The 20,789-nt window shown below is 52.5% G+C and carries 18 protein-coding genes; 2 read left to right on the forward strand and 16 right to left on the reverse strand.

Features of this window, described 5'->3' with window-relative positions; translation table 11 throughout:
- Positions 1-38 precede the first annotated feature (38 nt).
- A complete protein-coding gene (gene yacG / locus E2566_RS17960; protein ID WP_107167991.1) occupies positions 39-233 on the forward strand; it encodes a DNA gyrase inhibitor YacG in 195 nt (64 codons plus the stop codon).
- Positions 234-276: 43 nt separating this feature from the next.
- Here yacG and mutT read toward each other — a convergent pair whose 3' ends face one another.
- The 3 genes from mutT to secM form a co-directional block, all read right to left on the reverse strand.
- Positions 277-672, reverse strand: a complete 396-nt coding sequence (gene mutT, locus E2566_RS17965; RefSeq protein WP_107167990.1) for an 8-oxo-dGTP diphosphatase MutT — start codon at positions 670-672, stop codon at positions 277-279.
- Positions 673-762: 90 nt separating this feature from the next.
- The gene (gene secA, locus E2566_RS17970; RefSeq protein WP_107167989.1) at positions 763-3,465 is read right to left on the reverse strand and encodes a preprotein translocase subunit SecA; all 2,703 of its coding nucleotides are present in this window, start codon (positions 3,463-3,465) and stop codon (positions 763-765) included.
- A gap of 111 nt (positions 3,466-3,576) precedes the next feature.
- Positions 3,577-4,092, reverse strand: a complete 516-nt coding sequence (gene secM, locus E2566_RS17975; RefSeq protein ID WP_205540266.1) for a secA translation cis-regulator SecM — start codon at positions 4,090-4,092, stop codon at positions 3,577-3,579.
- A gap of 26 nt (positions 4,093-4,118) precedes the next feature.
- Here secM and E2566_RS17980 point away from each other — a divergent pair, with 26 nt between their 5' ends.
- Positions 4,119-4,646, forward strand: a complete 528-nt coding sequence (locus tag E2566_RS17980) for a DUF721 domain-containing protein (protein ID WP_107167987.1) — start codon at positions 4,119-4,121, stop codon at positions 4,644-4,646.
- Between the two features lie 12 nt (positions 4,647-4,658).
- Here E2566_RS17980 and lpxC read toward each other — a convergent pair whose 3' ends face one another.
- The 13 genes from lpxC to E2566_RS18045 form a co-directional block, all read right to left on the reverse strand.
- The gene (gene lpxC, locus E2566_RS17985) at positions 4,659-5,576 is read right to left on the reverse strand and encodes a UDP-3-O-acyl-N-acetylglucosamine deacetylase (RefSeq protein WP_039278868.1); all 918 of its coding nucleotides are present in this window, start codon (positions 5,574-5,576) and stop codon (positions 4,659-4,661) included.
- A gap of 104 nt (positions 5,577-5,680) precedes the next feature.
- Positions 5,681-6,832 (reverse strand): cell division protein FtsZ, encoded by a 1,152-nt coding sequence (gene ftsZ / locus E2566_RS17990; RefSeq protein WP_005975217.1) that lies wholly within the window; start codon positions 6,830-6,832, stop codon positions 5,681-5,683.
- A gap of 68 nt (positions 6,833-6,900) precedes the next feature.
- Complete coding sequence (gene ftsA / locus E2566_RS17995; protein WP_010298002.1) at positions 6,901-8,157, reverse strand: cell division protein FtsA; 1,257 nt, start codon at positions 8,155-8,157, stop codon at positions 6,901-6,903.
- A complete protein-coding gene (gene ftsQ / locus E2566_RS18000; RefSeq protein ID WP_107171053.1) occupies positions 8,154-9,035 on the reverse strand; it encodes a cell division protein FtsQ in 882 nt (293 codons plus the stop codon). Before ftsQ ends, ftsA begins: the two co-directional genes overlap by 4 nt.
- Position 9,036: 1 nt before the next feature.
- Positions 9,037-9,957 carry a D-alanine--D-alanine ligase gene (locus tag E2566_RS18005; protein ID WP_107171052.1) on the reverse strand — a complete coding sequence of 307 codons (921 nt, stop codon included), beginning with the start codon at positions 9,955-9,957 and terminating at the stop codon, positions 9,037-9,039.
- 8 nt (positions 9,958-9,965) lie between these two features.
- Complete coding sequence (gene murC / locus E2566_RS18010; RefSeq protein ID WP_107171051.1) at positions 9,966-11,426, reverse strand: UDP-N-acetylmuramate--L-alanine ligase; 1,461 nt, start codon at positions 11,424-11,426, stop codon at positions 9,966-9,968.
- A 62-nt stretch (positions 11,427-11,488) separates the two neighbouring features.
- Entirely contained in the window at positions 11,489-12,580 is a 1,092-nt protein-coding gene (murG, locus tag E2566_RS18015; protein ID WP_107171050.1) for an undecaprenyldiphospho-muramoylpentapeptide beta-N-acetylglucosaminyltransferase, read from the reverse strand.
- Complete coding sequence (gene ftsW / locus E2566_RS18020) at positions 12,577-13,779, reverse strand: cell division protein FtsW (protein WP_107171049.1); 1,203 nt, start codon at positions 13,777-13,779, stop codon at positions 12,577-12,579. The genes murG and ftsW overlap by 4 nt, the downstream gene beginning before the upstream one ends.
- On the reverse strand, positions 13,779-15,095 hold the full coding sequence (gene murD, locus E2566_RS18025) for a UDP-N-acetylmuramoyl-L-alanine--D-glutamate ligase (protein WP_107171048.1): 1,317 nt from the start codon (positions 15,093-15,095) through the stop codon (positions 13,779-13,781). Before murD ends, ftsW begins: the two co-directional genes overlap by 1 nt.
- Before the next feature lie 3 nt (positions 15,096-15,098).
- Positions 15,099-16,181, reverse strand: coding sequence for a phospho-N-acetylmuramoyl-pentapeptide-transferase (mraY, locus tag E2566_RS18030; protein WP_010298023.1), 1,083 nt, complete (start codon positions 16,179-16,181; stop codon positions 15,099-15,101).
- On the reverse strand, positions 16,175-17,536 hold the full coding sequence (gene murF, locus E2566_RS18035) for a UDP-N-acetylmuramoyl-tripeptide--D-alanyl-D-alanine ligase (RefSeq protein WP_107171047.1): 1,362 nt from the start codon (positions 17,534-17,536) through the stop codon (positions 16,175-16,177). Before murF ends, mraY begins: the two co-directional genes overlap by 7 nt.
- On the reverse strand, positions 17,533-19,020 hold the full coding sequence (gene murE, locus E2566_RS18040) for a UDP-N-acetylmuramoyl-L-alanyl-D-glutamate--2,6-diaminopimelate ligase (protein ID WP_107171046.1): 1,488 nt from the start codon (positions 19,018-19,020) through the stop codon (positions 17,533-17,535). Before murE ends, murF begins: the two co-directional genes overlap by 4 nt.
- Positions 19,007-20,770: a peptidoglycan glycosyltransferase FtsI gene (locus E2566_RS18045; protein ID WP_107171045.1), complete on the reverse strand. Its 1,764-nt coding sequence runs from the start codon at positions 20,768-20,770 to the stop codon at positions 19,007-19,009. The genes murE and E2566_RS18045 overlap by 14 nt, the downstream gene beginning before the upstream one ends.
- Between the last annotated feature and the right edge of the window lie 19 nt (positions 20,771-20,789).

The following is a 20,789-nucleotide window of genomic DNA, read 5'->3' on the forward strand; positions in this document are numbered from 1 at the left end:
AAAACGTGTTAAGTACCAAATAGAGTGAAAAGAACGTTATGACAACAGAGATTACGACGGTGAAGTGCCCAACCTGCAAGCGAGCGGTTATCTGGAATGAAGCCAGCATCTATCGCCCCTTTTGCAGCAAACGTTGCCAGCTCATCGACTTAGGCGAATGGGCTGATGAAGAAAAACGCATTCCAAGCGATGATATGGTTTCAGACAGTGAAGACTGGAGCGAAACGCGCTAACAGCAACGTTTCGCGATAATGAGTTCAAACAGAAAATCGTAGATTAAAGCGATTTCAGCCAGCGGATCATCTCCGCATTCGCTGGCGGAAACTCTTCCTCGCGCAGCGCCTCCACGCTCACCCAGCGAGATTCCTGACCTTCCCGCCCATAGGGCTCACCCTGCCACGTTTCAACCAGAAAGAAATGAAGTGTGATGATTCTCTCCGGCGTAGAAAACGTTTTGCTGTTTAGCGGCTGCGGTGCGCTCGCTTCGATACCCGTTTCTTCACGCAGTTCACGAATCAGCCCCTGCTCTGGCGTTTCTCCCTCTTCAATTTTACCGCCGGGAAACTCCCACATCCCTGCCATATGAACGCCATCGGGACGACGAGCAATGAAGTATTGCTGATCCGCATTGCGGATGATGCCCACTGCGACGGATAACTGTTTTTGCGTCATGACAATTCCTATCAGATTCTTACCAAGTAAAAGGCGGTCAATGACCGCCTTTACACTTATCACCAATTAATCACTGGATTCAGCAGTCAATTATTTCTGTAAGCGACCGTGGCACTGCTTATATTTCTTACCTGAACCACATGGGCAAGGATCGTTACGCCCAATCTTACGGTCTGCCTGCGCCGGTGAACCTGTATTCAGGCTATCTTCTTCCTGATGGCTCAGTTGCTGCTGCCTAGCCAAACGTTCAGCTTCTTCGCGACGTTGCTGCTCCAGCGCTTCGATCTCTTCCGGCATTCTCACCTGGACTTTGCTCAGCGTACTGATCACTTCATATTTCAGTGATTCCAACATCGCGGCAAACATAGAGAACGACTCACGCTTATATTCTTGCTTAGGATCTTTCTGCGCATAGCCACGTAAGTGGATACCCTGACGCAGGTAATCCATTGCCGCCAAATGCTCTTTCCACAAGGAATCCAGCGTCTGCAACATCACGCCTTTCTCGAAGTTGCGCATGACTTCATTGCCAACCACTTCTTCTTTGCGATGATAAACTTCAAGCGCCTGCTGGAAAATACGCTCACGCAGCGTTTCTTCATGCAATTCAGGCTCTTTATCCAGCCACGCCTTGACTGGCATATCCAGATCGAAATCGTTCTTCAGGCGCTGTTCCAGGCCTTCCGTATCCCACATTTCTTCCAGAGATTCCGGTGGAATATAGCTGTCGATCGTCGCTTTGAATACATCTTCACGAATGCTGGTGATGGTTTCGCTGATATCAGACACATCCAGCAGTTCGTTGCGCTGTGTGTAGATCGCGCGACGTTGGTCGTTCGCCACATCATCGTATTCCAGCAATTGTTTACGAATATCGAAGTTACGGCTTTCCACTTTACGCTGCGCGTTCGCAATCGCCTTAGTGACCCACGGGTGCTCAATCGCTTCGCCCGGTTTCATCCCCAGCTTGCGCATCATGTTGGAAACACGATCGGAGGCAAAGATACGCATCAGCGCATCTTCCATCGACAGATAGAAGCGTGATGAACCCGCATCCCCCTGACGACCGGAACGGCCGCGTAGCTGATTATCAATACGGCGAGATTCATGGCGCTCAGTACCGATAATATGCAAACCGCCCGCAGCTAATACGGCATCATGGCGCACTTTCCAGGCCGCTTTAATTTCTGCAATTTGCTCGTCACTTGGGTTTTCCAGATGTGCAACTTCTGCCTGCCAGCTACCGCCCAATACGATGTCCGTACCACGACCGGCCATGTTGGTAGCAATAGTAACCGCACCAGCCTGACCCGCCTGAGCAACGATGTCCGCTTCCATGGCATGGAATTTCGCATTCAACACGTTGTGTTTAATGCCCGCTTTTTCCAGCGCATGAGAAACCACTTCTGATTTCTCAATCGAGATCGTACCGACCAGAATCGGTTGACCTTTTACGGAACGATCTTTGATATCTTCAATGATGGCATCGATTTTTTCCTGCTCGGTCATGTAGACCAGATCGGGCAAGTCTTTACGAATCATCGGACGGTTAGTCGGTACCACAATCGTATCCAGCTTATAGATAGAGCTGAATTCAAACGCTTCGGTATCTGCCGTACCGGTCATACCCGCCAATTTTTCATACAAGCGGAAGTAGTTCTGGAAGGTAATGGAAGCCAGAGTCTGGTTTTCATTCTGAATCGCCACTTTCTCTTTCGCTTCCACAGCCTGATGCAGACCATCTGACCAGCGACGCCCCTGCATGGTACGGCCAGTGTGCTCGTCGACGATGATCACTTCACCGTCTTTCACAATGTAGTCCACATCGCGGGTAAACAGCACGTGCGCACGCAGCGCGGCGGTCACATGGTGCATCAGCATAATGTTCGTCGGAGAGTACAGCGATTCTCCCTCTTCCATAATGCCTTCTTTCACCAGCAGTTCTTCTACCAGAACCAGACCACGCTCAGTGAGGTTAACCTGACGTGCTTTTTCATCAACAGAGAAATGACCTTCGCCCTGGAAAGTATCGGAATCTTCTTTCTCCTGACGGATCAGGTGAGGGATAATTTTATTGACGCTAATATAAAGCTCAGAGCTATCTTCAGCCGGACCGGAAATGATCAGCGGCGTACGTGCTTCATCGATCAGGATGGAGTCAACCTCATCCACCAGCGCGTAGTAAAGTTTACGCTGTACACGCTCTTCTGGGCTAAATGCCATGTTGTCACGCAGATAGTCAAAGCCGTATTCGTTATTGGTTCCGTAGGTAATATCGGCGGCGTAGGCTTCACGCTTCGCTGGCGCAGGCATCCCCGGCAGGTTAATACCGACGCTCAGGCCAAGGAACTCAAACAGCGGGCGGTTATTTTCGGCATCACGCTGTGCCAAATAATCGTTCACGGTAACTACGTGTACGCCACGGCCAGTCAATGCATTCAGGTACGCAGGTAAGGTTGCCGTCAGCGTTTTACCTTCACCGGTACGCATCTCCGCAATACACCGCTCATTCAGAACCATACCGCCAAGAAGCTGTACGTCGAAGTGACGCATACCAAATACACGTTTACTGGATTCACGCACTACAGCGAAAGCTTCCGGCAGCAGGCTCTCCAGCGTTTCGCCTTTCTCCAGACGAGCACGGAACTCCAGCGTTTTCGCCTGTAGTTCCTCATCGGAAAGTTTTTCCATTCCTGGCTCTAACCGACTAATAACATCAACATTTTTACGCATACGACGCAGCGTACGATCGTTACGGCTACCAAAAATTTTGGTTAAGATATTCATGACCATAATAGTTTTAATCTCACAAGTGCCACGTATCCAGTGGCAATACAATATCGAAAACCTGAGAAACTCAGCAAAAAACGAGAGAAATTTCTTCAGCTAATTATCATTACACGTTCAGCTGATGAGGTATGGTCCTGCGCGGATGCCACGGATTTGGGCAAGCCAGATACCGATTTGATGATATGCCTGAGGATAAAAAGTGACTCGTCCAGCATGGGGAGAGATCACGAAGGGATACTGGGAATCCTGCGTCAACAGCGCATTTAGCGTATCCAACAAAACCAGAGAATGAGGCTCTAGCTCGTCAGCCTGTTGGGCATTGGCCGTCTGTGGCGTCGTCAATGCAAAAGAAAGGTGACGAATGACAGTGCGTATCGCATGCTGATGCCAATAATCAACGCTGTAGGACGAGCGTCGATGCGCTTCTTTTAGCGCCACCAGATCGGTAAGGCTCAGCGATACGTTATTCTGCCGGCTAACGCTGGAGCTTGAATTAGGAAGTGAGGCGATGTCCTGTGAGTCGTTCAGGCTTGTCGGCAGACCAAGACTCGCCGCGACCATCCCTAATAAGAGATGCGGCCAGAAATAACGTCTGCCAAATTGTCGCCAACGATTTAGAATACCAATCACGAGTAACATCCACCGGAGCCAGGTCTATGCGTGATAGCCGCCCACAATCACTGGAATTTCTGTTTGATAGCGCATCCATGTCGGGTAAAGGCCCGCTACAAGATGTGCAACAGCGCGCTATCGCCTTATTAAAACTCAACCGTGCCGTGCGCGGATTACTGCCTGCACCGTTGCACCCATGGTGCCGCGTCGCTAATTACCGGCAAGGTTTACTGATACTGGAAACCGCCAACGCCAGTTGGCTGATGCGGTTACGTTACGAACAACCTGCGTTGCTCTCTGCATTACGCGCACAAATACTACCATCATTGGCTTCAATCGACATCAGGATTAATCCAACGCTTGCCGCAAAAGGGCATGAAATCGTGAAAAATAGTGACATTGCAGCGCAAGAAATTACCGGGGATAAACCGTTGCGTCAGTTGAGTGAGCAAAGCGCGGAGACATTGAGGACGTTAGCAGGCAACAGCCCGGAAAAACTCAGAAAGATATTAGAACGACTGGCTTCACTGGCCGGAGAGGGTACCAGTAAAACCAGTCGTAATAAGAAGTGACAACGTCAGGCGTTACGCCAACACAATAGATGGCGCTTTAAACGCCAGCGGCATTTCAGCTTCATCTTCAAAGGTCACGTATTCCCACGCTTCCTGATTCGCCAGCACAGCCTGCAACAGTTTGTTGTTCAGAGCATGACCGGATTTAAACGCAGAAAACGCACCGATGATGTTATGACCACACATAAACAAGTCACCAATGGCATCCAGCATTTTATGACGGACAAACTCATCTTCAAAACGCAGGCCGTCTTCGTTCAGTACGCGATAATCGTCAACAACGATGGCACAATCCATACTGCCGCCCAGGCACAACCCACGAGACTGCAAGTATTCGATATCGCGCATGAAGCCGAAGGTACGCGCACGACTGATCTGGCGAACAAACGCATCGGCAGAGAAATCCAAACGATAGCGCTGGTTGCCCGCATCAATCGCTGGGTGGTTGAAGTCGATAGTGAAATCCAAGCTAAAACCGTTAAACGGTTTCATTTCGGCCCACTTGTCGCCGTCTTCAACGCGAACGGGCTGTTTGATACGTACGAATTTCTTGGCGCAGTTCAGCTCTTCGATACCCGCATCTAGCAACAGGTAAACGAACGGGCTGGCGCTGCCATCCATAATTGGAATTTCTGGTGCATCAACATCGATGACAATATTGTCAATGCCCAACCCTGCAAGCGCAGCGTTAAGATGCTCCACCGTAGAAATACGCACGTCATGCTCATTAACCAGGCAAGTACAGAGCATGGTATCACGCACGGATTTTGCATCAGCCGGGAAATCAACCGGGGGATTCAAGTCTGTGCGGCGATAGATGACCCCGGTATTTGCCGGTGCAGGACGCATGGTCAAGGTGACCTTCTTGCCGGTATGTAACCCGACACCAGTCGCCTGAACAATACGTTTTAATGTACGTTGTTTGATCATCATTTTATCTCGCATGTTACTGAACCTACCGACCTAGTATAGACCAAGCTCGGTGGCACAGTTTAGCACAAAGAGCGGAGATTCCAACGTTATCTGGCAGCAAATTAGTCTGCCTGCTTACGCAGAAACGCTGGGATATCCAGATAGTCTGGCTCTTTATTTGTCTGCGGATTCTGGTCGTTAACCACTTTAGCAGCCGGTTTTTCCTGCGCCAGCGGCGTCATGCCGTGTTGCTGGTAACGATGATCCATCACAGGCTGGCTGGCCTGCTTATTTGTCACCAGAGTAATCTCAGGACGTTTGTCCATACCGATACCCGTCGCAACAACCGTTACACGCAGTTCATCATTCATTTCTGGGTCAAGCGACGTACCGATTACTACGGTCGCATTGTCGGACGCGAATGCACGGATGGTGTTACCTACCGTCTCGAACTCATCCAGGCGCAGGTCAAAACCCGCCGTGATGTTGACCAGCACGCCACGTGCACCAGACAGATCGATATCTTCCAACAGTGGGCTGGAGATTGCCATTTCAGCCGCTTCTTCTGCACGGTCTTCACCGCGTGCAACGCCGGAGCCCATCATGGCATAACCCATTTCGGACATCACGGTACGCACGTCTGCAAAGTCGACGTTCATCAGACCTGGACGCGTGATCAGCTCGGCGATACCCTGCACCGCGCCTTTCAGTACGTCATTTGCCGCACCAAATGCATCCAGCAGGGAGATCCCCCGCCCGAGTACTTTCAGCAGCTTGTCGTTCGGAATGGTGATCAGCGAGTCGACGTGCTTAGACAGCTCGGCGATACCCTGCTCCGCAAACGCCATACGCTTTTTGCCTTCAAAGTTGAAAGGCTTGGTCACTACAGCGACGGTCAGAATGCCCAGATCTTTGGCAACTTCGGCCACAACGGGTGCAGCACCTGTACCTGTACCACCGCCCATACCGGCGGCGATAAACACCATATCCGCACCTTCGAGTGCTGAACGCAACGCTTCGCGATCTTCTTCAGCCGAGTTACGGCCGACTTCTGGATTAGCGCCTGCACCCAAACCTTTTGTGATGCCGCTACCGATCTGAATTGTCTGGCCAACCGCTGTTTTACGTAATGCCTGCGCATCCGTGTTGACTGCAAAAAACTCGACGCCTTCGATGCGCTCACGCACCATGTGTTCGACGGCATTACCACCGCCGCCACCGACGCCGATGACTTTAATCACCGCGTCGTTGGTTAATTCCATTGGTTCAAACATAATTTCTCTCCGTTTGTGCCTGTAACTGCGAGATCATAAAACTGTGCCAGGTGATCTCTTTGATAAAATTAGAATTCTTTCCTCAACCAGCTGTTGATTCGTTTGAACCAGTTGCTCACTGAGGCACGTTTTTCGACTTCATGCTCACCACCCAGATGAGATTCTTTCCCGTAATGCAGCAACCCAACCGCCGTTGAGTAATAAGGCTCTTGGGCATAATCCGTCAGCCCTGTTATATTCATTGGTTGTCCAATACGCACCTGTGTATGAAACACACGCTGCGCACAAGCCGCCAGACCGTCTATTTGCGCGGCACCGCCCGTCAGCACAATCCCTGCTGCCAGATGGTGTTTTACGCCCTGTTGACGCAACTGCTCCTGCAACTGTAAAAGTTCATCGTTCACCAAGTTCAACAGCTCGGTGTAACGTGGTTCAATCACTTCCGCCAGTGTCTGTCTTTGCAAACTGCGGGGTGGACGTCCTCCAACGCTCGGGACCTCCACATTCTCATCTTTGCCAACGATCGCGCCTAATGCACAACCATGACGCACTTTGATCGCTTCAGCATCCGTCGGCGGCGTGCCAAACGCGTAGGCAATGTCGCTCGTAACCACGTTGCCTGCATAAGGAATCACTTTCGTGTGTCGCAATGCGCCACCGGTGTAGACCGCGATATCCATTGTGCCGCCGCCGATATCAACAACGCACACGCCCAGCTCACGTTCGTCTTCTGTCAAAACCGCATAGCTGGAAGCCAATCCTGCGAAAATCAGTTGGTCGACCTTTAAACCACAGCGTTCAACGGCTTTAACAATATTCTTCGCCATATCGTTATGGCAGGTTATCAGGTGGACTTTCGCCTGCATACGCACGCCAGATAAGCCAACTGGGTTTTTAATCCCTTCCTGATAATCGATCGCATACTCCTGTGGGATCACATGGAGAACACGGTGTTCATCGCGCACACGCACGGACTTGGCGGTATGCACCACACTTTCTACGTCGTCCTGCGTCACCTCTTCTTCTGAAATAGGCACCATCCCTATTTCATTCTGGCAACTGATGTGTTTTCCCGATAGCGCCAGATACACGGAAGAGATCTGACAGTCTGCCATTAACTCCGCCTGATCAATCGCGCGTTGAACACACTTAACGACTGATTCCAGATCGTTTACGCCGCCTTTATCCATTCCACGTGACGGGCAACTGCCTACGCCAATAATATTGACCATGCCATCGGGCAGGACTTCCCCTACCAGCGCAGCCACTTTCGCTGTACCGATTTCCAGCCCAACTACCAGTTTTCTGTCCGTCGACTTGATCATTGTTGTTTAGCCTGTGTCTGTTTCTGGTTACTGTTCTGTTGCTGATCAATGTCTTGTTGCTGACCAACTCGCTGCCGATCAACATGTTGTTGATCAAGCAAGGCTGGAGCCCAACCTATCGCGGCCCCGCTGTCGTATCGCAAATCTACATGGCTAATACGTTTGTTTTCGCTCTGAGCCTGCCGCTGCAACAGCGGATAAAGTTCAATAAAGCGTTGCAGACGTTTAGCCCTATCGTCCCGCCCCAATTCGAGGCGAGTATCATCGTCTAATCCCAGTTGCCATGAATGCCGTGCACTCATCGCAACCGTTTTTAACGTAAACTTTCCGGCGGCTAGCGTCTGACTCATGATGCGATAGCCTTCCAATACTTCGGTTTCACTGCCTTCCGGGCCATACAGCAACGGCATCTTACGGTTACCAACACGTTCAGCGGGTACACTGAACGAATTTCCTTCCGCATCAACCATTAGCTGATCATTCCAACGCGCTACCGGTACATATTCAACCAGATGAATCTTTAATTCGTCCGGCCACTGCTTACGTACGCTGGCCTGTTTTATCCATGATAGACGTTCGATCTGCTGCTGGATCACGTTCACATCCTGTGTCATGAACGTTCCCGGCGACCCCAACGACAAAATTGCCTGACGAATATCGTCATTGGTGGTGTACTGCCTTTCCCCTGTTACTGCCATACGAGAGAGCGGCAGGCGGCTGGCGTCTTTCATCCACCCCACCACCATCCAGCTTCCCCAGACGATCGTCCCTATCACCATCAGCAGGAAAACAATTCCTGCCAATTGGCCTCCATTACTGCGACGTGTTCCTTTCGGTTCAGGCTCTCGTCCGCGTGTATTCAGCGCTGCCTGCGACATATCAGCCAGCAAGCTCCAGAATTTTCACGACCAGTTGCGAGAAAGTCAGGCCACGTTGACGCGCCGCCATAGGAACCAGGCTGTGGCTCGTCATCCCTGGAGACGTATTCACCTCAAGCAAGTAGAAAGCACCATCGCTATCCAACATAAAATCGACGCGTCCCCATCCGCTACAGTCCACCGCACGATAAGCCGCCATCGCCAGTACCGCTAATGCCTGCTCTTGATCGTCAGGCAAACCACTTGGGCAGAAATACTGGGTATCATCTGACAAATACTTCGCTTCATAGTCGTAAAACGTACCCGCAGGCTGAATGCGAATAGCAGGTAATACCTCATCACCCAGGATAGCGACGGTATATTCTGGGCCACTCAGCCATTTCTCGACCAGAACATCGTCATCATGACGGAATGCCTCTTCCAATGCCGCAGGCAAATCACTAAGCGCGTTCACTTTGCTCATGCCGACGCTGGAACCTTCACGGCTTGGTTTGACAATCAGTGGCAAACCAAGATGAGTGAATTTCGCCAGCAATTCATTTGCCGCCGTCTCTGAATACTGGCGACGAGCCAATGCCACGTAAGGCGATACCGGTAATCCGACCGCCTGCCACACCTGTTTGGTACGGAGCTTATCCATCGTCAGTGCGGATGCCATGACGCCGCTACCGGTATAAGGCAGCTCCAGAAATTCCAAAACACCCTGCAATGTGCCATCTTCACCACCGCGACCATGTAAGGCGATGAAAACGCGGGTAAAACCTTCGTCCTTCAATTTCGTCACAGGGAAGTCACGGGTATCAACCGCATGGGCATTGATGCCAGCTTCCTTCAGGCCAGCCAAGACCGCCTGACCGGAAAGTAACGACACTTCACGTTCAGCAGAGGTTCCACCAAGCAATACAGCAACTTTCTCAGTCATGATGTTCCTCATTCACTTATCTGCGGCTGTAATCTGGAATCAGCCAGTTTACGCGCCAGTTTACCGATGTTGCCGGCTCCCTGAACCAAAATCAGGTCTTCGCCTCGCAGCGCCTGTGACAACAGTTCCGGTAAAGTATCCACATCTGTTACCAGAATCGGATCAATCTTACCTCTTCCTCGAATGGTACGGCACAGTGAACGGCTGTCTGCGCCCGGAATCGGCGATTCTCCTGCGGAATACACATCCAGCATCAGCAGCACGTCAACCTGCGATAACACATGCGCGAAGTCGTCATATAAATCGCGGGTTCGCGTATAGCGATGCGGCTGAAAAATCATAACCAACCGCTTATCTGGCCAGCCAGCGCGTGCGGCTTTAATCGTAGCATCAACCTCTGTCGGATGATGACCGTAATCATCCACCAACATCGCTGTTCCACTGTGCCCATTTACCAATTCGAGCGGATATTCACCGAGAAAATCAAAACGACGCCCAGTCCCCTGAAAACGTTCTAGCGCGCGTAGAATTGCCTCGTCATCGATGCCTTCATCGGTCGCTACAGCAACCGCCGCCGCCGCATTCAGCGCATTGTGACGCCCTGGCGCATTCAGCGTAACGTTCAGCAACGGTTTATCTTTCCGCTCCAGCGTAAAGTGTCCTTGTGCGCCAATCTGACGATACCCAGCAACGCGCACATCAGCATCGTCGCTAAAACCATAGGTAATGATATGGCGGCCAACTCGTGGCAACAGTTCGCGGATGACCGCATCATCAACACACATCACAGCCTGACCATAAAACGGCAGGTTGTGCAGGAAATTAATGAACGTCTGCTTCAGGTTCTCAAAATCCCCCTGATAAGTGTCCATATGGTCGGCTTCAATGTTAGTTACAATCGCCACCATCGGCTGCAAATGCAGGAAGGACGCATCGCTTTCATCCGCTTCCGCAATCAAGTAACGGCTTGACCCCAGACGTGCATGCGTTCCCGCCGCTTTCACCAAACCACCGTTCACAAACGTTGGGTCCAATCCCGCTTCTGCGTAAATACTGGTGACCATCGCCGTTGTCGTCGTCTTGCCATGCGTACCGGCGACCGCAATACCGTGACGAAACCGCATCAGTTCCGCCAACATTTCAGCACGACGGATCACGGGAATACGAGCGTCATGCGCAGCGACAATCTCCGGGTTATCCGCCGTAATCGCACTCGATACCACCACCACGCTGGCGTTCAGCACGTTCTCTGCACGGTGGTGGAAATAAATCTGTGCACCAAGATCGGTCAACTGCTGCGTCACCGCATTCGGTGCCAGATCGGAGCCGCTAATTTCATAACCTTCGTTGGCCAACACTTCGGCGATACCACCCATGCCAGCACCGCCGATGCCAACAAAGTGTATGTGCCGGACGCGATGCATCTCGGGCACGATTGAACGTAGTTTCGCCAGTTGTTGAGTATTCACGTTATTCTATCGCTACCTTGTAGCGTCACCGGACAGTCTCCTACCCGACAACGCTGTATTAATTAACCATGAGCCACGTGTGTGGCCCGACTGCCTGCCGCTGTACTGACCTCCGCCGCAACCCGTTCGGTTGCATCTGGAATCGCCACTGCGCGGGCTTTTTGCGCCATCGCCAGCAAAGTTGTGCGATCCCAAGCAGACAGCACCTCGCTAACAGATGCCACGCTAAACTGTGGCTGCTCAATAATTTTTGCCGCGCCAGCCTTTTCCAACGGCAGCGCATTCCAGTACTGCTGCCGATCTTTATGCTGAAACGGCACAAACAGAGCTGGTAGCCCTGCCGCTGCAATTTCACTGACGGTCAAGGCACCAGAGCGGCATACCACCACGTCTGCCCAAGCGTAAGCTGCCGCCATATCATCAATAAACTCGGTAATCTTGTGCTGAGTCTGCCCAACATCCTGATAAGCCAGTTGAACAGTTGATAGCGCACCTTTACCGACCTGATGCCAAATCGTAATACGCTCCCCCAACTGCTCTGCCACACCGGGAAGCGTGTGGTTCAGCACTCTCGCTCCCTGACTACCACCGACAACCAGCACCCTCACAGGGCCTGAGCGATCGGCTAATCGTGTTTCCGGCGCAGGCAGTGTCAACACATCAGTTCTTACCGGGTTCCCCACAACATCTGCCTTAGGAAACGCCCCCGGGAATGCCTGCAATACCTTTTTGGCGATATGGGATAACCAACGATTGGTTAGCCCTGCAATACCGTTCTGCTCATGTAGGACAACCGGAATGCCGCACAGCCAGGCAGCCAAGCCACCGGGACCGGAAACATAACCGCCCATCCCCAGCACGACATCAGGCTGGTAACGGCGCATAATCGCCCGCGCCTGACGCACTGCCTGAAAAATACGAATCGGTGCGCTTAGCTGCGCCCGAATGCCTTTACCGCGTAACCCAGAAATGCGGATAAAATCAATTTCGATACCATGCTTAGGCACCAAATCGGCTTCCATACGATCCGCTGTACCTAACCAGCGAACCTGCCAGCCCTGCGCCATCAGATGATGTGCAACCGCCAGCCCAGGGAAGACATGTCCACCCGTGCCGCCAGCCATCACCATCAAACGCTTGCCTTCGCCACTCATCGGGCACCTCTCGTAAACGCCTGCGCTTTTGTCAGACGCGTTTCAAAATCAATGCGTAACAACAAAACAATCGCCGTCGACATAATCAGCAAACTGGAACCACCATAACTGATCAGCGGTAGCGTTAACCCTTTCGTCGGCAGCATCCCCGCAGCTGCGCCTACGTTCACCAGCGTTTGAAAGCTAAACCAAACACCAATTGAACATGCCAGAAAGCCTGAAAAACGCTGATCGATCTCCAGCGCCCGCTTTCCAATAGACATCGCGCGAAAAGCGACGAAGAATATCATTAACAACGCCAAAACCACACCGATATACCCCAGTTCCTCACCTAAAATAGAGAAAATGAAATCGGTATGTGCCTCCGGCAAATATTCCAGTTTCTGTACTGAATTCCCCAGGCCTTGCCCCCAGAACTCGCCGCGTCCAAACGCCATCAGAGATTGTGTTAACTGATAGCCATCGCCGAACGGATCATCCCACGGATTCCAGAAAGACGTTACGCGCCGCATACGATAAGGTTCAGCCACAATCAGCAGCCCAACGGCAAAGGCACCGGAACCAATGATCGCCAGAAACTGCCACATCTTAGCGCCGGCCAGAAACAACATCGCCAACGTCGTAATGAACAGCACAACCACCGTACCGAGGTCAGGCTGGGCCAGCAATAGCACTGCCAACACCACCATCACGCCCATTGGTTTGCAAAAGCCCCAGAAGTTGTTTCGTACTTCTTCAACTTTGCGCACCATATAGCTGGACAGGTAGCAAAACAACGCCAGCTTGGATAACTCCGCGGGCTGGATGCGTAACGGCCCCAGAGAAATCCAGCGCGACGCACCGTTGACCGAACTGCCTACCGCGAGTACAACCAGCAGCATGACCATGGCGAGCAATAACAGCACTGGACTATAGCGTTGCCATATTTCCATCGGGACACGCAGCGTAATTAACGACAAACCAAATGCTAACCCCAGATAAATCGCATCACGCTTCGCGAACAAAAACGGGTCGTTGGCAAGACGCTGCCCGACAGGCATAGATGCCGAGGTCACCATCACAAAACCAATCACAGCCAGGCCAAGCGTTAACCACACGAGCGTTCTATCGTACAGAACGATGCTCAACGTATCGCTTTCGCGCGTCCCCATGACCCAGCTTTTGATACGTTCAATAAATGCCAACCCAAAGAAACGCATCAACCTAATTCCTTCGCCAGGCGAGCAAACTCATCGCCTCGCTGTTCAAAACTGCGAAACTGATCCAGGCTTGCGCAAGCTGGCGACAGCAACACCATGTCACCGGGCTTAACGTGTTCGGCGATGATACGCATTGCCTGTTCCATCGTGTCCGTCTGCTCGGCAATTTCCGGGCGCAACGCAGCCAGTTGTTCACCATCACGTCCAAAACAATACAAGCGAATACGCTCACCCTGTAAATACGGCACCAGCGGCGAGAAGTCGGCAGATTTTCCATCCCCCCCTAACAGCAGGTGCAACGTGCCGTCGACGGTCAAACCGCTTAATGCGGCCTCAGTGCTGCCCACATTGGTGGCTTTAGAATCATTGATCCACCGTACGCCGTTGTGCTCGAAGGCCATTTGAAAACGGTGCGGCAGCCCGGTAAATGACGTCAATGCCGCCAGTGCAGAAGCCCGCGGAATCTTCACGGCATCAGCCAGTGCCAGTGCTGCTAATGCGTTCGTATAGTTGTGCTGTCCAACAAGCTTGATTTCGCGGGTGTTGAGCACACGTTCACCGTTCACCCGCAGCCAGGTTTCGCCCTGCTGGCGGTTAAGATGATAATCACCGACATCAACACCAAAACTGCGACAGCGCACATCTGCACCGCGAACTGGCATGGTCAACGCATCGTCTGCATTCACCACGCACAAATCTGCATTTTCATAGATACGCAATTTCGCTGCACGATACTGCTGTAGGCCAAACGGGTAACGGTTGGTGTGATCTTCCGTTACGTTCAGAATGGTAGCCGCTGCGGCATGCAGACTACTCGTCGTTTCCAGTTGGAAGCTCGACAGTTCCAGTACATACAGTTGAGCAGGCTGTTCCAGCAGTTGCAGCGCAGGAAGGCCAATGTTGCCACCGACGCCCACCTGCCAGCCTGCCGCGCGCGCCATTTCACCGACCAGCGTTGTCACCGTACTTTTACCGTTCGAACCGGTAATCGCCACAATCGGGGCCTGCGCTTCACGGCAGAACAGTTCGATATCGCCAACAATCTCAATACCAGCATCAGCGGCGTCACACAGAATCGGCGTCGCCAACGCCACACCGGGGCTGGCGACAATCAAATCCGCATTCATCAGCCAGTCTTCATTCAAGCTACCAAGATGTCGTTCCACCTGTTCTGGCAGCTTATCCAGACCCGGTGGACTGATACGGGTATCCACCACGCGCGGTACGACACCACGCGCGAGAAAGAAATCAACACAGGAAAGCCCGGTCAGACCCAACCCGATAATGACGACTTTTTTACCCTGATAGTCCACCATGTCTTATCGTACCTTCAGCGTTGCCAGGCCAATCAGCACCAGCATCAACGAAATAATCCAGAAGCGCACAATCACGCGCGGTTCCGGCCAGCCCTTAAGTTCATAATGATGATGAATGGGCGCCATGCGGAAAATCCGCTGCCCGCGCAACTTAAAGGACCCGACTTGCAGAATCACCGACAGCGTTTCGACGACGAAAACGCCGCCCATAATCACTAACAAAAACTCCTGACGTAACAGTACCGCGATAGTACCCAGTGCGCCGCCCAGTGCCAGTGAACCTACGTCTCCCATGAAGACCTGCGCCGGATAGGTGTTAAACCACAGGAAGCCGAGCCCAGCCCCCACAATCGCAGTACAGACAATCACCAGCTCGCTGGCATGACGGATATACGGAATATGCAAATAGCCGGCAAAATTCATGTTCCCTGTCGCCCATGCCACCAGTGCAAAACCCGCAGCAACAAACACGGTCGGCATGATTGCCAATCCATCCAGGCCGTCAGTCAGGTTTACGGCATTACTGGTGCCGACAATGACAAAATAGGCTAGCGCAACATACAGCAGGCCCAATTGCGGCATCACGTCTTTGAAAAATGGCACAACCAGCTGCGTTGCTGGCGTATCTTTACCGATGGAGTACATAGTGAAAGCCACCACGAGCGCAATCACGGACTGCCAGAAGTATTTCCAGCGTGCAATCAACCCTTTAGTATCCTTACGTACCACTTTGCGATAATCATCAACAAAACCGACGGCGCCATAGCCCGCTAACACAAGCAGCACGCACCAGACATAAGGGTTAGACAGATTCGCCCACATCAAAACGGAAACGATAATCGCGACCAGAATCATCACGCCCCCCATTGTCGGGGTTCCACGTTTGCTAAAATGCGATTCTGGCCCTTCGTTACGCACAACCTGCCCAATCTGCAAACGTTGCAGCCAGGCGATCATATGCGGCCCCATCCATAGAGAGATAACCAATGCGGTCAGCAGGCTGACAATGGCGCGGAACGTCAAATAAGAAAAGACGTTAAAACCGGTATAAAGTTTGGCCAAATGTTCGGCCAGCCATACTAACATTGCGCATTCTCCTGTAATGCATGTACAACCTGCTCCATCGCAGCACTGCGTGAGCCTTTGACCAATACGCTGATGACGTTATGTTCTGACATCAGCACCTTCAAACGTGAAACCAGCGCGGCCTTATCATGAAAATGTTCACCATTGCCGCTGGCAGCGCCGATCAATTCACTCAACGTTCCCACACTCAATACGCAATCAATACCCGCAACACGTGCGGCTTCGCCTACTTGACGATGACACTCGGGGGCTTCCTCTCCCAGCTCTCCCATATCGCCGACAGCCATCACACGGTAGCCCGGCATCTCCGCCAGTACCTGTGCTGCCGCCGTCATGGAACCCACATTGGCGTTATAGCTGTCATCCAACAGCAGCTTGCCTTCGGACAAGGCAATCGGAAACAATCGCCCTGGCACCGCTTGAAGTTGAGATAATCCTGTTTTAACGGCCTCTAGCGTCGCCCCGACGGACATCGCCAGCGCAGCCGCCGCCAGTGCGTTCGACACATTATGTCGACCAGGTAAAGGCAGCAAAACCTGCGTTTCGCCAAACGGCGTGTGCAGAGTAAAGCGCGTACCTTGTGCCAAAACGGCTACGTCGCTGGCAAAAAAATCGATATCGCAAGCAGCCTGCGGCGAGAACCGCCAAACGGTTTTATGATTCAGTGTGGCCTGCCAGTGCGGGAAATCGTTACTGTCCGCATTCACGATCGCAACGCCGTCTGCTGGCAAACCAGAAAAAATCTCACCTTTCGCCTGCGCCACGCCGGCCAGCGAACCAAAGCCTTCCAGATGCGCAGCAGCCAGATTATTGACCAGCGCACTTTCCGGCCGCACCAGATCGGTGGTATAGGCAATCTCACCAATGTGATTCGCCCCTAGTTCAATCACTGCAAACTGGTGTTCCGCCGTCAAACGAAGCAGCGTTAACGGCACGCCGATGTCGTTATTGAAGTTACCCGCGGTATACAGAACCGAACCGCACTGACGCAGAATCGCCGCGGTCATCTCTTTAACCGAGGTTTTGCCGGAAGAACCGGTCAGTGCAACAACGCGCGCCGTTGACTGCTGGCGAACCCAGGCCGCCACTTGACCTAATGCTAAACGTGTATCGCTTACCAACAGTTGGGGAACATCAAGAGGTAAGTGCTTACTGACTAACAGAGCCGCCGCACCGCCTTTTACCGCGTCTGCGGCATAATCATGCGCATCAAATTTCTCGCCTTTCAGCGCAACAAACAAACAGCCGGACGTCAGCTTACGCGTATCCGTTGAAACATCGTCAATATCAATGTTTTCACCAATGAGCTGCGCATTCAGCACCGTGGCAAGCTGCTGTAGGGAAACGCGAATCATGCGATCACCCCCAGCAGACGAGCAACAGTGATGCGATCGGAATAATCAAGACGCTGATTGCCAACCAGTTGATAATCTTCGTGTCCTTTGCCCGCAACCAGCACCACGTCATTTTCCTGCGCCTGCATGATCGCGCTAGTGACAGCTTCAGCACGTCCGTGAATCACCTGAACCCGCCCGGCATCCAGCAGCCCGGAGAGAATATCGGCAACAATTGCCTGAGGCTCTTCACTGCGCGGGTTATCATCAGTCACTACAACACGATCGGCCAGTTGTTCTGCGATGCCGCCCATAAGTGGGCGCTTACCTTTATCGCGATCGCCGCCGCAGCCAAACACACACCAGAGTTTACCCAGACAGTGCAAACGCGCCGCTTCAAGCGCTTTTTCCAGCGCATCCGGCGTGTGAGCATAATCAACAACGACCGTTGGTTTGCCTTCAGCATGGAAAACTTCCATGCGCCCACATACGGGTTGTAGTTGCGATCCGGCGATGACGAGCTTGTCGAGCGGATAACCTAGAGACAGCAATGTTGCCAGCGCCAACAGCATATTGCTGACGTTAAACGCGCCCATCAGGCGACTTTCAATTTCGCCATGTCCCCAGCTTGAATCAAACGCAATCGTGGCGCCGTTATCGTGATAATCAATCTGTGTCGCTTTCAGCCAGCGCCCACGGCAGCCGGGGACCAAATTGTTTTCCATCGTCACAGCAACCGCATCCGGCAGCTTCGCCAGCCAACGCAGCCCAACCTCATCATCAGCATTGATAATCATCTGACCAACGCGATGCTCAGCGAACAACGCCCACTTGGCCGCTTCATAGCTTTCCATATCGCCGTGGTAATCAAGATGGTCGCGGCTCAAGTTGGTGAACACGGCCGCCGCAAACGGCAGCGCGGCCACACGGTTTTGTACCAGCCCATGGGAAGACACTTCCATTGCGGCAAAGGTCGCGCCTTGCTCTACCAGTTGGCTCAGCACCTGCTGAACATCTACAGCAGACCCTGTTGTATTCTCTGTCGGAATGGCACGCCCCAATAGACCATTGCCTACGGTGCCCATCACGGCACTCGTTTCGCCTAACGCCTGACTCCACTGAGCAAGAAGCTGAGTCGTTGTCGTTTTTCCATTGGTTCCCGTTACACCAACCAGCTGTAACCTTTCCGCAGGCTGACGATAAAAACGGCCTGCCAGCGCGGAAAGCCGCTGATTCAGATTACTGAGATAGACCACTGGCACACCGTGCATTTCGCGAATCGTACCGTCAGCAGCTTCACCTTCTGCTTCGGCAACAATCGCTGCTACGCCTTGCGCAATTGCCTGCGGAATATAGCGCCGTCCATCTGCTTTGTGCCCGACAATCGCGACAAACAGATCCCCGGCAGCCGCAACGCGGCTGTCTAATGTCATTTCCCGCAGCGCACACGCCGGGGTGTCTTGCACCCACGGAGCAAGTAAATCGCGCAAATTACGATCTGCCACCTGATCCCTCTTCTCTATTAATTACAAACTCGTTTTTGTCGCCCGCAGGTAACGCATCCGGTTCGATATTCATCGTACGCAGAACGCCCCCCATGATGGCGCCAAAGATTGGCGCAGAAACCGCGCCGCCGTAGTACTTCCCTGCCTGCGGATCGTTGATCACGACAACCAGAGCAAAACGTGGGTTACTGGCTGGCGCCACACCCGCCGTATAGGCAATGTATTTATTGATGTATTTACCATCTGGACCGACTTTCTTGGCCGTACCGGTTTTAATCGCGATACGGTAACCTTTGATCGCAGCCTTGGTGCCGCCACCGCCGGGCAGTGCAACGCTTTCCATCATGTGCACCACGGAACGCACGAGCGCTTCTGGGAAGACGCGCTCGCCAGGCACAGGGGGATCAACTTTGGTAATCGACAGCGGACGGTAAATACCGAAACTGCCGATCGTGGCATAGACTCGCGCTAACTGTAACGGGGTTACCATCAGCCCATAGCCGAAAGAAAAGGTGGCCCGCTCTACGTCAGACCACCGTTGTTTTTGAGGATATAAGCCACTGCTTTCTCCGACCAACCCCAAATTGGTCGCTTTTCCTAATCCAAAGCGGGCGTAAGTGTCGACCAGCGCAGAGGAAGGCATCGCTAACGCCAGCTTAGACACGCCAACGTTACTCGATTTTTGAAGAATACCGGCTAGCGTTAATTCGCTGTAGCGCGCCACATCTTTGATTTCATGACCGTTGACGTAGTAAGGCAGCGTGTTGAGTACGCTATTTTCTTTCACCACGCCGCGCTGCAAGGCCGTCATTACCACCATCGGTTTAACGGTAGACCCTGGTTCGAAGATATCGGTGATCGCGCGATTACGCATGATGTCTTTCGGCGTACCCGCCAGATTGTTCGGGTTATAAGACGGGCTATTCGCCATTGCCAATACTTCACCGGTATTCACATCGACCAGTACGGCCGTTCCCGATTCAGCTTTGTTAAAGGCCACTGCGTTATTAAGTTCACGGTACACCAGCGCCTGCAAACGCTCATCAATACTGAGCGCCAAATTATGTGCTGCCTGGCTGTCAACGGAGGAGATATCTTCAATCACGCGGCCAAATCGGTCTTTTCGCACGGTGCGTTCACCGGGTTGCCCGGTCAGCCAGCGGTCAAAACTTTTCTCTACCCCTTCGATGCCTTGCCCATCGATATTGGTGAAACCGATGAGATGAGAGGTAACTTGCCCAGAAGGATAGTACCGGCGAGACTCCTGCCGCAGATTAATTCCTGGCAATTTCAGCTTATGAACGTATTCGCCAATAGCCGGATTCACCTGACGCGCCAGATAAACGAAGCGCCCTTTCGGGTTAGCATTGATTTTGGTTGCCAACTGATCTAACGGAATATCGAGCGCGTCAGAAAGTGCTTTCCAGCGCGTATCCAGCGTGATGCCACCACGATCGTTCACTTCTTTCGGATCTGCCCATACGGCATTTACTGGCACGCTAACGGCCAAAGGACGGCCAGCGCGATCGCTGATCATACCGCGCGCTGTCGGCACTTCCTGAACACGTAGGGAACGCATATCGCCTTCGCGCACCAGTTTGTCTGGATTGATCACCTGAAGATAAGCCGCGCGAGCCATCAAGCCAACCATCGCAAGCAGGATACAGCCGCAAAGCAACGCAAAACGCCAGCTAACAAAGCTGGCTTGTTCTTCTTGGCGCTTTAACTTTCCTGTACGGGCTGCTTTCATGCTTGGTTGATTGCCTATT

Source organism: Pectobacterium punjabense, assembly GCF_012427845.1.
Lineage (GTDB): Bacteria > Pseudomonadota > Gammaproteobacteria > Enterobacterales > Enterobacteriaceae > Pectobacterium > Pectobacterium punjabense.

Excerpts from the sequence above, each read along its gene's own strand:
- yacG (WP_107167991.1), top strand. The coding sequence starts at position 39 with ATGACAACAGAGATTACGACGGTGAAGTGCCCAACCTGCAAGCGAGCG.
- mutT (WP_107167990.1), bottom strand. The coding sequence starts at position 672 with ATGACGCAAAAACAGTTATCCGTCGCAGTGGGCATCATCCGCAATGCG.
- secA (WP_107167989.1), bottom strand. The coding sequence starts at position 3,465 with ATGGTCATGAATATCTTAACCAAAATTTTTGGTAGCCGTAACGATCGT.
- E2566_RS17980 (WP_107167987.1), top strand. The coding sequence starts at position 4,119 with ATGCGTGATAGCCGCCCACAATCACTGGAATTTCTGTTTGATAGCGCA.
- lpxC (WP_039278868.1), bottom strand. The coding sequence starts at position 5,576 with ATGATCAAACAACGTACATTAAAACGTATTGTTCAGGCGACTGGTGTC.
- ftsZ (WP_005975217.1), bottom strand. The coding sequence starts at position 6,832 with ATGTTTGAACCAATGGAATTAACCAACGACGCGGTGATTAAAGTCATC.
- ftsA (WP_010298002.1), bottom strand. The coding sequence starts at position 8,157 with ATGATCAAGTCGACGGACAGAAAACTGGTAGTTGGGCTGGAAATCGGT.
- ftsQ (WP_107171053.1), bottom strand. The coding sequence starts at position 9,035 with ATGTCGCAGGCAGCGCTGAATACACGCGGACGAGAGCCTGAACCGAAA.
- E2566_RS18005 (WP_107171052.1), bottom strand. The coding sequence starts at position 9,957 with ATGACTGAGAAAGTTGCTGTATTGCTTGGTGGAACCTCTGCTGAACGT.
- murG (WP_107171050.1), bottom strand. The coding sequence starts at position 12,580 with ATGAGTGGCGAAGGCAAGCGTTTGATGGTGATGGCTGGCGGCACGGGT.
- ftsW (WP_107171049.1), bottom strand. The coding sequence starts at position 13,779 with ATGCGTTTCTTTGGGTTGGCATTTATTGAACGTATCAAAAGCTGGGTC.
- murD (WP_107171048.1), bottom strand. The coding sequence starts at position 15,095 with ATGGTGGACTATCAGGGTAAAAAAGTCGTCATTATCGGGTTGGGTCTG.
- mraY (WP_010298023.1), bottom strand. The coding sequence starts at position 16,181 with ATGTTAGTATGGCTGGCCGAACATTTGGCCAAACTTTATACCGGTTTT.
- murF (WP_107171047.1), bottom strand. The coding sequence starts at position 17,536 with ATGATTCGCGTTTCCCTACAGCAGCTTGCCACGGTGCTGAATGCGCAG.
- E2566_RS18045 (WP_107171045.1), bottom strand. The coding sequence starts at position 20,770 with ATGAAAGCAGCCCGTACAGGAAAGTTAAAGCGCCAAGAAGAACAAGCC.